At 60.1% G+C, this 13,894-nt stretch carries 10 protein-coding genes; 3 read left to right on the top strand and 7 right to left on the bottom strand.

Features of this window, described 5'->3' with window-relative positions; translation table 11 throughout:
- Positions 1 to 26 precede the first annotated feature (26 nt).
- The 4 genes from ACN9MY_RS18590 to ACN9MY_RS18575 all read right to left on the bottom strand — a co-directional run bounded on the left by ACN9MY_RS18590 (position 27) and on the right by ACN9MY_RS18575 (position 5,485).
- The gene (locus ACN9MY_RS18590; protein ID WP_426335931.1) at positions 27 to 1,916 is read right to left on the bottom strand and encodes a putative bifunctional diguanylate cyclase/phosphodiesterase; all 1,890 of its coding nucleotides are present in this window, start codon (positions 1,914 to 1,916) and stop codon (positions 27 to 29) included.
- The gene (locus tag ACN9MY_RS18585; RefSeq protein ID WP_426161970.1) at positions 1,913 to 2,452 is read right to left on the bottom strand and encodes a YfiR family protein; all 540 of its coding nucleotides are present in this window, start codon (positions 2,450 to 2,452) and stop codon (positions 1,913 to 1,915) included. Before ACN9MY_RS18585 ends, ACN9MY_RS18590 begins: the two co-directional genes overlap by 4 nt.
- Positions 2,452 to 4,416: a TonB-dependent receptor plug domain-containing protein gene (locus ACN9MY_RS18580; RefSeq protein ID WP_426335930.1), complete on the bottom strand. Its 1,965-nt coding sequence runs from the start codon at positions 4,414 to 4,416 to the stop codon at positions 2,452 to 2,454. The genes ACN9MY_RS18585 and ACN9MY_RS18580 overlap by 1 nt, the downstream gene beginning before the upstream one ends.
- Positions 4,417 to 4,513: 97 nt before the next feature.
- Positions 4,514 to 5,485, bottom strand: a complete 972-nt coding sequence (locus ACN9MY_RS18575; RefSeq protein ID WP_426335929.1) for a GlxA family transcriptional regulator — start codon at positions 5,483 to 5,485, stop codon at positions 4,514 to 4,516.
- 48 nt (positions 5,486 to 5,533) lie between these two features.
- On the opposite strand from ACN9MY_RS18575, the gene ACN9MY_RS18570 reads away from it, so the two are divergent.
- On the top strand, positions 5,534 to 6,472 hold the full coding sequence (locus ACN9MY_RS18570) for a fatty acid desaturase family protein (RefSeq protein ID WP_426335928.1): 939 nt from the start codon (positions 5,534 to 5,536) through the stop codon (positions 6,470 to 6,472).
- A gap of 328 nt (positions 6,473 to 6,800) precedes the next feature.
- Here the strand turns inward: ACN9MY_RS18570 and ACN9MY_RS18565 are convergent, their stop codons facing one another.
- Together ACN9MY_RS18565 and ACN9MY_RS18560 are read right to left on the bottom strand one after the other, a co-directional pair.
- Complete coding sequence (locus ACN9MY_RS18565) at positions 6,801 to 7,253, bottom strand: hypothetical protein (protein ID WP_426318251.1); 453 nt, start codon at positions 7,251 to 7,253, stop codon at positions 6,801 to 6,803.
- A 20-nt stretch (positions 7,254 to 7,273) separates the two neighbouring features.
- Positions 7,274 to 10,507 carry a winged helix-turn-helix domain-containing protein gene (locus tag ACN9MY_RS18560; protein WP_426335927.1) on the bottom strand — a complete coding sequence of 1,078 codons (3,234 nt, stop codon included), beginning with the start codon at positions 10,505 to 10,507 and terminating at the stop codon, positions 7,274 to 7,276.
- Between the two features lie 188 nt (positions 10,508 to 10,695).
- Here ACN9MY_RS18560 and ACN9MY_RS18555 point away from each other — a divergent pair, with 188 nt between their 5' ends.
- Both ACN9MY_RS18555 and ACN9MY_RS18550 read left to right on the top strand, forming a co-directional pair.
- The gene (locus tag ACN9MY_RS18555; protein WP_426161964.1) at positions 10,696 to 12,036 is read left to right on the top strand and encodes a hypothetical protein; all 1,341 of its coding nucleotides are present in this window, start codon (positions 10,696 to 10,698) and stop codon (positions 12,034 to 12,036) included.
- A 3-nt stretch (positions 12,037 to 12,039) separates the two neighbouring features.
- Entirely contained in the window at positions 12,040 to 13,563 is a 1,524-nt protein-coding gene (locus tag ACN9MY_RS18550; RefSeq protein WP_426335926.1) for a hypothetical protein, read from the top strand.
- On the opposite strand, the gene ACN9MY_RS18545 is transcribed toward ACN9MY_RS18550, so the two are convergent.
- A complete protein-coding gene (locus ACN9MY_RS18545; RefSeq protein WP_426318248.1) occupies positions 13,560 to 13,889 on the bottom strand; it encodes a hypothetical protein in 330 nt (109 codons plus the stop codon). The two genes, ACN9MY_RS18550 and ACN9MY_RS18545, sit on opposite strands and share 4 nt — an antisense overlap.
- Positions 13,890 to 13,894: the final 5 nt, after the last annotated feature.

Here is a 13,894-nt window from a genome sequence, read left to right as displayed (position 1 = left end):
GGGTCGGACCCAGGTTTACCGGTTTTTCAGGCAGCCCACAGCCGCCGCTCCCGCAGCAAAGCCTCCAACTGCTCCGCCGGCATTGGCCGCGCAAAGTAATACCCCTGCATCACATCGCACCCGGCATCCGAGAGGAACGCCACCTGCTCCTCGGTTTCCACGCCTTCCGCCACCACGGTCATGTTCAGCGAATGCGCCATCGCAATGATCGCCTTCGCGATCGCCGCGCCATCACCAGGCACCGCATGGATAAAGCTGCGGTCGATCTTGAGCTGGTCGATCGGGAAGCGCTTCAAATAGGCCATCGAGGAATACCCGGTCCCGAAGTCGTCGATGGAAAGATGGATGCCTGCCGCCTGTATCTTGTGCAGCAAGGCGATATTGGCATTCACATTCTCCATCAGCACGCCCTCGGTAATCTCCAGTTCCAGCAGGCGGGGCGGCAAGCCCGTCTCCATCAGCAATCCCTGCACCTCGTACATCAGCTGCGCATCCTTGGTCTGGCACGCCGAAACATTCACCGCCACGTGCTCGATGTCCTCCATCAGTCCCGCCTTGCGCCAGGTTGCCGCCTGGCGGATCGCGGTCTGCAGCACCCAGCGGCCCAACGGCACGATCACGCCGCTTTCCTCCGCCACCGGAATGAACTCCGCCGGGCTCACCATGCCGCCCAATGCTTCGGAGTGCCAGCGTACCAGAACCTCCATGCCGCGCATGCGCCCGGTGCGCGTGTCTATCTGCGGCTGGTAGTGCAAGGACAGCTCATGATTCTGCAAAGCCTTGCGCAGGTTGGCCTCCAGCGCCAGGCGCTTGCTGGCCCGCTGCGCCATCTCCGCATGGAAGACTTCATAGGCATTCTTGCCCTTGTTCTTGGCGTGGTACATGGCAATGTCGGCGCAGCGCACCACGGCTGCCGCGTCGGGAGCATCCTGCGGATAGACGCTGACGCCAATACTCGCGCTGACGAAGAGCTGGTGGGTTTCGACCATGAACGGGTCGGCCAGTGCACGCAGGATCTTGCGCGCCACCTGGTCCGGCTCCGCGTCATCCTCTGCCGGCTCGACGATCACCACGAACTCATCGCCGCCGATACGGCAGATGACATCCGTGCTGCGCAGGGTTTGCCCCAGGCGCTCCGCCACCTGGCGCAACAGCATGTCGCCGATGTCGTGGCCCAGCGTATCGTTGACGATCTTGAAGTTGTCGAGATCGAGCAGCAGCATGCTGACGCTGGTCTCCTGGCGGTCCGCTCGCTTCAGCGCGTGTGCCAGCCGGTCGTTGAAGGCATTTCGGTTGGGCAGGCAAGTGACCGGATCGACGTGCGCCAGCAAGTGCAGGTTCTGCTCGGCCAGTGCCACCGCCGCGCGCATACGCCGCACCAGCAACCACGCCAGTGCAAACGAACCCAGGGTCGCGAACGCTGTAAAGGTGGCAAAAGCCAGCGAACGCCGGTAAAGCGGCAGCAGGGTGGCCCGGATGGAGACGCTGCCAATCAGCTTATGGTCGACGCTGATCGGTTCCTGCACCTCGATATAGTCCATGCCGTATTCGTGCAGCGACTGGCCGGTCTCGCTGATCGCAAGTTCGGGCACCGGTGCGTTATTACGGCGGAACTGGGCCAGCGGCGTGCTGCCGACGATGATGTTCGCGCTTTGTACGTCGGGTGATGCCGACAGGCCGCTGAGGATCTCTTCCGCCGCACGGGCATCGTTGAAGAGGAGGGCGGCCGTGCTGTTGTTGCCGACGATGCGAGCTTGTACCTGCATATCGCGCAGGAGGGTACTGCGCAAGGCCATGAACTGGAATACCACCATCAGCATGCCGGCCAGGCACAGGGCGGCACCCGCCGCCAGCATGGTGGAACGCACTACCTTGCTGCCAATCGGCAGCAGCGCGGTTTTGGCGCGCGACTTCATTGCACACTCCTTGCCAGCCGCAATAGCTTGGAACTGAGGGTCAGGCGCGCCTGGCGCACAGGCACCAGGTCCACGTCGAAGCCCACGCGGCGATTGTCGATACCAAAAGAAATCATGGCGCCGTTGGCGCCAATGATCCTGTCATCCGCAACCGTCAGCACGCTGCTGGTCGCCAGGTCATTCTTGAGCAGGGACCACCGTTCGCGGTCCCGCGCATCCAGCACCAGAAGGTGGCAGGCCGCCAGCTGTGCGCCGCCCGGCGCTGCAGGCAGCGTGCGCACTGAAACACGGTGCCCGTTGACCTGCTTTTCCTGCAGCCCGGTCAACGCGGCCAGCAAGGCGTTGCCCTGGAAGACGCACAGGCGCAACGGCGCGCTGGCGGGCAGGGTGTCCGCAGGCCATTCGGTAAACAGGGCGAAATTGTACAGGATGGCCGCCTTCAGTTCCGCCTCGTCTGCGCCCGCAGGAAGCTGGGCGCGCGCGTATTCGCTCGCGGTGACCAGCAGAAGCAGCAGGGCGAAGAGTTGGCGCATCATCAGTAGGCCGCCTTCAGCCTGAGATAGACGCGGCGGTCGTCTTGCTCGATGGAGTGCTGCAGCAGTCCCAGCGAAGACGGATCCGCATAGCGCCGGTCGAACAGGTTTTGTACGCCAAGCGAGGCGTCGAAGTGGCGGGTCAGCCCGATGGTGAAGAAGTTGATGTTGGCAAGCACGAAGCCTGCCGTCTCGCCGCCATCGAGCAGCCTGCGCGCGCCCATGTACTGGCCCTCGACACCGACATGCCAGACGCCGGCCAGCCGCCCAGTGGCATTGAACTTGGCCAGCCAGCGCGGTGAATTGACCTCGCTGATGCCGCCCGTGACGGTCTGGCGCGAAATACTGCTTCGCAGCCTCGCACCGTTCCTGAAGGAGCGTTCATATTCAAGTTCGATACCGCGCGCACGCGCCCGGCCCAGGTTGCGGAAGATCGGCAAGCCGAATTCCTCGTCCTCGACTTCGGTTACCAGGCCGGAAGCCTCATTGGCATAAGCGCTCAGCGTGAAGCGCGCGTTGGCGCCCAATTGCCGGACCAAGGATAGTTCATGGCTGCGAATGCGCTCGCGGCCAAGATCGGGGTTCGCCAATTGACCGCCTTCGGTGTCGATACCGTAGAACAGTTCATAGCTGTTAGGCGTGCGGAATGCGCTGCCGTAGATGGCTTTGACCGTTGTTTCCGGCGACAGTTCGGCAATCAGGGCCAGGCGCGGATTGAATACGCCGCCAGTGCTGGTTTCACGGTCGTAGCGCAGGCCGGCGTTGAGCAGGATGCCTTTGGCCAGCGTGATTTCATCCTGCATATAGATGCCGAAACGCTTGCTTTGTGAGCGGTCATTCAGGTAGCTGACGAAAGGCTCGGTGTCGAAGTTCTGCTGCAGCACATCGTGGTTGTACTGGTAATCCGCACCGACGACCAGCTTGTGGGATTCGAGCAGCTGCAGGAACAGGTTGACGTCCGCTCCCCACCACTTGGCGCGGGTCCGGTCCAAGTTGATGGTGCCGAAGGGTTCCTGGTTGACGAAGTGCCCGTCATAAAGGTACTCGGAATGGTAAAGGCGGGCCGAAAGCTCGCCGTGCATCGGCAGCATCGTAGCGCGATAGCCGACTTCCGCCATCCGCAATTCGTCGACCGTCAGTCCGCCCGCGACGTCGAATGGCTGGCCGTAAGAAGCCGTTGGCATGCCTTTGGTCCGCTTGCCGTCGATCAGGGTTAGGGACCATGCGCCAACTTGGCCGCGCGCAAAGAAGCGCGAGTAGCGTTCCCAATCCAGCCCGTGCGCGGTACCGCCGAATTCGGGGAAGTAGAGGTCGCGGCCATCACTGAGGCCGCGGTTAGCTGCCAGCAGCAATTCGGCATCGCCGTTTCGCCAGCCGTAGCTTGCGCTGCCGGAGCGAGTGCCGGCCTGGCCAGCTTCCAGCGTGGCGCGCGTCCCCTCGATCTCGGGCGCGCGGCGGGTGATCACATTGATCACGCCGAAGAATGCGTTGGTGCCGTAGATCGACGATCCCGGCCCCGGCACAAATTCGATGCGATCGACCAGTTCAAGATCAAGCGGGAATTCAGCGCCAAGCTGCGCCTGGTCGAAAACCGGATCGTTGATGCGCGTGCCATCAATTTGCAGAAGGAAGCGCGTATTCAGGTCGCCCGGCCGCAAGAAGCCACGCGCCCCGAGATAGCTGTAGCTGCGGTCGTTGCTGGTGTACAGCCCGCGAATGCTGCGCAACGCGTCGGCGAGCGTGCGCCAGCCGTAGGCACGGATGTCGGCCGAAGTAAGGACGGTTACATTCGAAGGAGCTTGCGTCGCTTTTTGGTTAAAGCGGGAGGCGCTAAAGACCTCCATCGACATCAATTGCTCAAGCGGCAACGTGGTCAAGTCGGCATCTTGCGCGCATGCGTTTGCCGCCGCGAGCAGCAAGACTGCCAGCGGCCTGGTGCGCAGGCCTTGCAGTGCTGTGATTCTCATCCCGATGGTTTGTTTTCTAGGTGTATTCACATGGTGGCATTGCCATGCGGGAATGTACAGTGCAGCAGGCACCATCAGCACTGATAAACAACATCCATTAATTGCCGAGCAACGTTCGCCAGGCACTGGGCGCCTGGCCCGTCACCTGCTTGAACGCGCGGCGGAAAACGGCCTCGTCGCTGAAACCGGTTTCAATCGCAACGCGTCGCAAACCAGCGCTTGGTTTTGCCAACAGGCGCTTGGCCTGCTCGATTCGGCATTGAAGAATGTACTGCACCGGCGTGACGCCGAGCGCCGCGCTGAAACGCCGCGCCAGGTTGCGCTGGCTCATGGCGATATGGCGCGCCACGTCGTCGGGTGTGATGCCAGCGCAGCTATGTTGTTCAATATACTGTTGCGCGGCCTGGATGCGGGCGTCGCCGTGTTCGTGGTGCCCGCTTGCCACGCCGACGTCTGCCAACTGGCGCGCCGAGTTGGCATAGCGAGCAAACTTCAGCGCAGCTTTCTCGCCATGGAAACGCTTTACCAAGTGGGCGCAAGCGTCGATGGTTGGCGTGATGCTGGCCGCTGTGATCAGCCTGCCATCAACGACGAGTGGCGATTGCGGCGACAGGCGTACCGCTGGACGCGCGGCGGCGATTGCGCGCCGGTCCGCCAGGTTGCACGTGGCATCACGCCCATCGAGCAAGCCAGTTGCCGCCAGCAATCGCACGCCACTGGCCGAAGCGAGGACGCAGCTGCCTGCTTCGTAGTGCCTGACGATCCAGCGCAGTAGGGAAGGGCTGGCTGGCACGTCGCCGTAGAAGGATGGCAGCACCAGAACGCCGGCTATTTGGGCATTGCGCAAGCTGCGCTCCGGTAGCAGTGGCGGCCCCGTGAAGGAACGGACTGGCTGCAAGGTAGGCCCGACCAGGGTCACATCGAACATTGCTGCAGCGTGCAAATCGACCTCGCGCGCGTTCAACGTCCCTGCGACCGCGAGCAACTCGCGAATCAGCATGACGCCGCCAGCCCAGCAGTTGTGGTCGATGTAGATGCTTGTCGGTGTGGCGGAAAAAGTGCGTCGCATGACGAATAATGTACCATGATCTGCTGCGTGCAGCGCTAGGATGGCCACATGAACATCCTCTCCTACATCGACAGGCAAGAGCTTCGGGCCTTCACTACTGCCGACAACTGGCGTGCTTCCCGCGCCGTGCTTGTCAACGTGGCGCTGGTCGCAGCCGGATTCGCGCTACCCGCGGTTTGGCATCACCCGATCGCCTGGATACTCGCTAGTGTGCTGCTCGCCGGCCGAGCGCTCGGCTTCGCGATTCTTACGCACGATGCCGCGCATCTGAATTTCTTCACTTCTCGCAAAGTGAACCAATGGATGGGCAAGTGGATTTTCGGCGCCCTGCCAAACGTACCTTATGCTGCATATCGACGTGGGCATTTGGAACACCATCGTGCGGCCGGCACTGGCGCCGACCCAGACCTGGCTTTTGTCAAAGGCTATCCCGCCACGCGCGCCAGCCTGCTCCGAAAACTATTGCGCGACATCTCCGGCGTGAACGGCGTGAAGGGAATTGTCTACCAATTCCAGCCGACCGATCGCGGTGCGCTGTATCCGGTATTCGTTATGCATGGGCTGATCATCGCCGTGCTGTGGGCATTGGGTGTGCCAGAGGTTTACGCATGCTGGTGGCTTGGCCAGCTCTTCGTTTTTCCGCTGTTGCTGCGCTTGCGCGTGATGGGCGAGCATGGCGGCGTGCCCGATCATATGGACCGAGACCCGCGCCGCAACACAGCGACCACGTTGGCCGGTCCGCTCGCGCGTTTGCTGGTCGCCCCCAACTTCGTCAATTACCACGTTGAACACCACATGGCTGCAACTGTGCCTGGCTATAAACTGCCAGCGTTGCACAAACTGTTACGTGAGCGCGGCTACTTTGAAGACAATGACTGCTTGGCCCCATCCTATTGGGCTGTAATTCGACGCTGTGCAGCCAAAAACGCAAGCGATGCGGCGCCCCGGACTGGCAGTGTTCGTGGTGCTTTGGACAATATGCGCTGACCCTTTGCCTTCCGAATTGTTGTCGATGGCCGATCCATGCACGCTGGCTTAGATGTTGGATTGGTTACCTGGAGACTCACCGTCGACATACATTTCAAGGACACCATCGGCAAGATCGCTGATAGTTGGCAAAAAAGTGACAGGTGGAATCATGGCGAGTTATCCCCAATTTGTTTCTACACAGTTGTTGTTGCGGTAGGTGGATCATCTTGCCGGCGATGCTGGCGAGTGATCTCCTCAATGGGGCCATCGTGGTCGGGAAAAATGCGCAGATGCGGCGGGACTTTCTAGATCATAGTCCCGCTGAAATGTTTGCGCTCGGGCAGTCTCAGTGCCCGGGGTCGTTGCCTTCTTCCGGCTCTAACATCACCATGGCGATTGGCGCATCCGACATGTCATGTCCTGGATCGTTTTCTACCTCAGGATCGACATCAAATTCAAGGGCGTCTGAATCCTTGAAGCGGATTGTGAGATTTAATACTTCCTTAAATGAGTTAGCGTCAGTCATTACCATCACTTTTCCGCTTTGGCTGATGGTAGGCGCGCTGATCTGTTCAGGCTTTTTGCCTTTTACCTTCACTGATTTGAATTGCACTCCAGCAGGCGTTGGTGCTACCAACTCGTAGCTAAGGATAGTGTCAGGTTTAGTCACCTTGATCGATTCTGGTGTAAAGGTGGTGTCGTACTTCACCTTCTTTGTAGCTGGATCAATGGATGGAATTGCAGTTACTTGAACTTGAATTACTGGTGAAGTTTCAGGCGCGTTTTGAAGTTTTGACATGGGAGTCCTCTTTTCTATCATTATTGTGACGAAATCATACGAAGGTAGCGCTCGTCACGATACGCTATTTGGCTTAATTTTCCTTTTTCCTCTGCGAGTTTGGAGCTATTTCCGAGGCAACGATTTGCCAGTGCAGTTGGAATAATGAAATGGAAATCGCGGAGGTCGCCGTTCGACGTCTTTAGAACATTCAGGGCTCGAGCACAATCCTCCTGCGAGTCTGGAGAGTTCCAGCCCCGAGCCCGTGCACGTCCGAGCAACGCGAGGGTATAGTTTTCAAGCAGCAAAGGATCGGACTTGTTCTTGTCGAGCAAACCTCCTAATTCAAGGGCCGCTGCGTCAAAGCGCTCTTTCGCTGCATGTGGTTGTTTAGCAGCCAAAAATACCTCGCCCTTCATATTGTCGATGCGACCCTTAAGCGCGCCTGCGACCGACAACTGTGGTGCAGCAGTACGGGTGCTGGCGATACCCTTAAGCAGGATGTCGAGTCTAGTTATTGTTGAAGCCAAATCTTTCGATGCCGACTCTTCACGAATTATGCGGAATTGGTTTTCCGCTAACGTGTAGAACCAATCTTGGTTACTCGAGTCTTGTTCAACGAGTCGAGTAAGAATGACATTTGCTTGACGGTACTTGTCTGTGCCAATAGCTGATTGCCCCATAGCAATATTTAGTTCGCCCTGATAGCGCAGTGTATTGCTCAACCTAAATTGCCACGTGGCGTTATTAGGGGTTTGGAGGAGGAGCTCCTGAAGCAATTGTTCTGATTGTTTGTACAAGTCATAAGCTTCCGAAAGGTGGCCAAGGCGAACCTTCACCGCAGCAAGCCCAACGATACTGTTGGCGAGGCCTGCCGAAAGCTCCGCGGTTCTGTGGTTGACTAGCGCCTTCTCTTTAAGTCGGACCGACGTGGTGAAAAATAAGGAGGCACGCTCGAGATTGCCTTGTCGCAGCGCGACAGTACCTAGGTTGCTATGGCTATAGGCTAGTTCAGTGATAGCATCCAAGTCTTCCGGCGCGATTGCCTGCCATTTTTCGCTGGCGGCTTTGTATTCATGGAAATAACGTTCTGCAGCCTCAAATTCCCGCTGCCTGAGGTGCACCAAGCCGAGCCAGTAGGCATTGGCACCGATATTCTTAAGGTGCAATTTGTCGTCGCTCCCAGCCATTCCCCGCGAATGCAAGAGCTCCCGTGCTGTCAGCAAAGCTTCTTTCGCTTTTGCCGGATTGGCCCGAGCTAGATTAACTTCAGCGATAACTTGCAAGGCCTTGACTCTTTGAACTACAGATTCAGATGTTGCCGCTGAATGTTTGGTTGTGGTCAAATACTGAAGTGCCCGACCGCTAACGTCATCTAAGAGTTCAAGTCGCCCTAGCGGCCGAACTTTTTCGACAAATTCACCCAGCATGTAGCCCATTAGCCCTTCGGCTTCAATTCGATGCTCTTCCGACTCGCGTTGTGAATTTCGAGCACTAACACCCAGGACTGCGGAGAGGATAGCCAGTAATGCAATGACAGTAAGCACTGTGACGTTGATGCGTTCGCGGATCTTCGCGCGCGAGATCGATTGCCGGATAAATTCAAGCTCAAGTGGTGCGAGGGCGAAGTCCGGCAAGCGCAGCAATTCTGCCGCCTGGTGTGTTTGAATCCCTTGTGGAATTAGCAGATCGGTCCGGTGGCCCCCTTGCAGCCAGCGCTCCGCCTGGCCGCGCAAGCGAGTGCGCAACTGCAATGCCTGGCGATGTCCATCGATCCACATAGATACACGTGGCCAGCGCCGCAGAAGCGCTTCATGGGCAACGCCAAAGCTCGGAACTTGGCCAGCCAATTCGCTGACAAAAAGTCGGGCCTCAACCATAACCCGTACCAATTCGCGCTCATCCTCAGTCCGAAGCATGGAAAGTGGGCTACGGCGTGAGGTGACAGTAGTTTGATCTTCGCCGATACTTACCAACAACGATAAAACGCGTGGCAGTGCATCGAGTTGCGCTTCTGAAAGGCGGCCAACAACTTGCTCCGCACGTACGCCAACGGCCCCATCGATCCCTCCTAATTCTTGGTAGACTGCAAACCTTAGTTGTGCTTCTTCGCTTCTTTGACGATATAGCTCATTCAAACAGTATTGGAGCAAAGGGAGCGTATCGGGGTTGCCGCGCGCGGCATCACAAAGCACGTCATCAAGGCTCGCCCCTGTCGACAGGTCTTTTTCAAAGGTCAGATTCGCCGCCAGGGCGGGTTGGCGGACGATCTGCGCGATGTCGGCACCTTCAGGCGGCAAAACGTCAAAGTGGCCTCCGCGCGATTTCAACGCAAGCAGTACTGGCTGGGCCATCACTTCCGGATAGAAGTCATTGCGGCAAGCCATTAGCAACAGCAGACAATTTGATTTCGCTAACGATTCAATCACTTCCATAAAGCGGTCAGCTTCGCCTGGTTGCGCACGGAAAATGGCCTCGAGGCGGTCGACAAACACGCCAACGGCCGTGCGCTGACAGGCGCGTTCGCGCAGTTCTGCTGCGACGGCCTCAGGCTCGGAAGCCAAGCGACTGCCGAGGCCGTCAGCGCTGGCACCGGGGAATAGTGGCTCACCGTTGATCTCGGCATCGATCAGGACGCAGGCCAAGGCCTGGAACAAGGTGCCGCTGCCGAGGTCGGCGCAGTCGAGGTAGACCGTGCTGGATAGGCCGATCGGTTCATCTGATCGAATGGCGCCTGCCATTAATTGTGGCAGCAGGCCAGCACGGACCAGGGAAGTCTTGCCGGACCCGGAAGGGCCGAGCACCAACCCCATTGGGCAGCCATGGGCAGCTTGGGTCAAGACCAGTTCGCGCAGCTGGGCAGTCGCTTGCACGCGACCGAAGAAGATGGCGGCGTGATTTTCCTGGAATGCTTCCAGACCCCTGAACGGCGATCCACCCTCCCACGTGGTCGCGGGTGGCGCGGCCAGGGGCAAGACCGGGGCAATTGCGCGATAGCCGCGCTTGCGGATGGTCTCGATATACCGCGGTTCGCTGCTCGAATCACCGAAGGCGCGGCGCAGCTGGGTGATGGCTTTGTGGACCGGATTGTCGCCCAGCTCGTTGCTTCCCCAACAAGCCTGCAGGATCTCTTCCGCTGGAATTACCGCCCCGGGGTGGCGGCAAAGATAGCGCAGAACCGCCATTACGCGCGGCTCGAGCGGCGTCTTCGCGTCCCCGTTGGTGACGATATTGGCTTCTGGACTGACCAACCAGTCGCCGAATTGAAACTCCATGGCCTGTTCAACCTTCTTTTTATCTGTCTCTTATAAATCAATGACTTAGAAACCTTCCGGAGCATTTCTTCCGGTCCGGAAGGTTTTCTTCCGGCCTCCGGAAGGTTGCCGGAAGGCGAGGGAAGACTTTTTTTCTTACAGTGCAGTCATTGCCAAACGGCCAAATCTTAACATTCTTAAAAGCAAAAATGGTCACAACTAAAGCGGTATTTTTCGAAATCGGTTCCGACACCACGACTTCGGTGCAACAGCTGTCCGCCAGCTGGTTTACTTCCGGAAAGTTGCTGGAGAGTACGATCGACGCCATGCGGGCGGCCGGCGAGTTTCCTAATGACATCCGTTACGGGAGCATGGAAGTGGGCAGCCTGGCCCTCGGCGGCGAAGGCGAGGATCGCGCCGAGTTGCGTCCTGTCGAGATCCGTTATGACTCCGCGGCACCAACTACTGCCCAACTGACATTGACGCTTGCGTCAGGGAATTTGCGCTTTTACAACGCTTACGGCCGGCGCGACATCCTGCGTCAGCCGGTCGCCGGCTGGCGCCTTGAGTTCACGGCCGCGGTCAACGAATATGGCGGCCTGGTGCTGCAGGCGGCTTTATGTGACGTGGATAAATCTCATTTGCCGTGTGACAACGGCCCGTTGAAGGAATTCTTTATCACTGCGGTTGGAAACTGGCTGCGCAGCCTGGCTCCGGCGGTGCTCAATAAGACCGCAATGCGCCGCGCCGTGATCGGGCGCGAGAGCTTCCTGCGCCAGTACATCTACCCAATGGTGGTGGAGAAGCTGCAACGCCGCCTGGATTCGCTGCCCGACTATGTGGCGTCGCGCGATGGCGTGGCCCAGGTCAATCCGCAGGAATGCCAGAACGAGAAGTCGGGCGTCGAGGCGACGCTCTGCAATGGCGAGCGCGCGCGCTTCATCCGCAACAGCAATGGCTGGACCTATCGCGACCACGTTCTGCTGAACTGGCAGGAAGCCAACCGTACCTTGCACGACCGCGAGTCGGAACAGGACCTGCAATGCATGGTAACCATGGGCCGCCAGGCCGGGCCAGATGGCGTGCCGCGTCCGACCATCGACATCAGCAGTGTGCTGGGCCGTTATGAGTGGGACAGCGTGAAGCAGGAACTGCCGCTGTCGCGCCAACGAAGCTATATGGGCAAGGCCTGGGCGCGCGCCACGCTGCAATGGTCGCTGCGACTGCAGTGGCAGGTCGAAAACGGCCGGGTGGGCGTGGCGTCGCTCGCACGCAAGAGTGTGCCGGCCACCGACGCTGGGACTACCGGAATTTACGTGGTGTCCGACCCGCTGCCGCACCTGCTGAATGTGCAGCGCATCAACCTGTGGTGGGAAGGCAATGCTGCCAGCCTGGCCTCGGTTCAACAGGATATTGCCGGTTTCCTGGCAACGGCTACCGGCGACATGTTCGCCGCCGTTGCCGAGGGGCTGGCCCCAGGGCGCAAGCTGGGGTGCCGTGACTTGCGCATCAATGAGTCTGGTGACATAGAAATTGAACTGGGGGAGTGAAGCATGTCTGTGCTGATGACATCTGTGCCGGTGGCACAGGTACGGAAGTGGGGCGGCGCCAGTGCGTCGGGCGCCTTGAGTTATGCCGCAGCGCGCGTGGCGCGCATTGTGCTGCAACGTGAACCGATGGCGAGCGAGGCGCTGTCGTGGACTACCCTGTATAGCTGCCAGGGCGAGGCTGTGCGCGGCCGCGCGGAGCTGGCGCTGCATTTGCTGGCGCGCCCGGAACTGGCGGAACTGGACGTGAAAGAGCGCCTGCTGCGCGCCTACAACGCGGTGTTCGATCGATACGATACGTCGCAGCCGGCCGACATGCCTTATTGGCGCAGCCAGGTGACGGCTGGCCGCGAGCTGCCTGCGCTGGTGCGGCAGGAACTGGTGCCGCTGTATGAAACGGGCTACCGTTCCAGCCCTTGCGCAGCACCGGCCCTGGCCCGTTCGCCCCTGTTCGTAGTGCGTGACGCATCAGGCTTGCCGCTGGTGTTTACGGTTGGCGCCAATCGTTCGCTATATATGTTCCGCCGCACCCCCTTCGGCCGTTGGTCGCAGACGGACCTGAGCGGCATGCTGCCTTTGAACCAGCCGGGCAAGGTGCAGGCACTCGACGTCCAGCAGGCGCCGGATGGCACCATTGCGCTGGCGCTTGCTGTTGCTCCATGGGCCAGCGGCGGCGGGCCGACCTCGCATGTGGCAGTCGGCATTCCCAATCACCTCGACGAAGCAGCATGGGTGGAGACCATGCGCGGCATGGCGCCGCGCCATGTGCCGGAAGTGCAGGATGATGTCACGCGTATCTCCTTTGGCCTGCTGCAGTCGGGCGCCGTGCCGATGGTGCTGGTGACTGCGGCGAAGACCTGGTACTTCAACGCAGCGATGGAAGGCCCGTTGAGTGCCTGGGAAGAACAGGAGGGCGTTGACTCGCTGGCGTCGGCAATCGGCAGCTATCGCGTGCCGGGCGCCTGGCGCCTGAGTGATACGCCTTGCGGCCGCACCCTGCGTTTCAACAGCTTTTCACGCGCGGCCTCCTGGGGGATCGCGATCGACTACCAGGGCCTGCCGCGCCGAGCGTCCAGCCTGCACCTGGCGCCGTCCAACGTGCCGAACGTGCCTGACGTGTTTGTGGCAGGCGAGAGCATCGTCGTCTATCGCGGCGGGCAGTCCGTGCCGCAACCGGTCGCCAATATCGGCGGAGCATGCGTGGTGTGGAGCGAGTCGAGCCCGGTGGGCGAGTACCTCGCTTATGGCGACGGTGCGGGCGGCCTGTGGCTGGTGTGCCGGAAGCAGGGCGGGCATTGGGGCATGCCTGTGCCTATCGCAACGACGCTGGTGATGGCGGCGCTGATGGCGGCGCCGAATCACGGCGGCGTGCATGCGATCGGCGTGACGCCAGGCGGGGCGTTGGCATGGCTGCGCTTTAACGCCGATGGCGCCCAGGTGGGGGCGGAGGAAATTACCCAGGCCGCGGTGTGGGATGACGAAGCACAGGATGTGCAGCGCGCAGCCCGGGTGGCGCGCAGCGTGGCTTAAGGCTTGTCGCGCGTCAGCAGCGCGTCGACGATGCTGGCGACCCAGCAGGCCAGCAGGATCCAGCCTGCCGTGGAGGTGCCGGGCATGATGCTGGCCTTGGTTAGCCGCTGGGCGATGAGGATCGGGTCGGGCGGCAGGGCGCCGCTCAGGGCCTGGTCCATCAGGACCGCGGTGGCTTTCCAGACGCCGTACATCAGCCAGCCGAAGACCGCCAGCGCCGGCAGCATGAAAGCCAGGCCGCGCACTGTGCGCTTCAGTACCAGCATTTGGCCAAGGCCGGGGAAGCCGAGGCCGGAAATCAGGGCTGCTTTGGTAGATTGCTTCATTCAGT

This window comes from Pseudoduganella sp. R-31 (assembly GCF_049913235.1).
GTDB lineage: Bacteria > Pseudomonadota > Gammaproteobacteria > Burkholderiales > Burkholderiaceae_D > Rugamonas.
The sequence above is the reverse complement of the archived record's forward strand: the minus strand, read 5'-3'. Positions and strand labels throughout refer to the sequence as shown.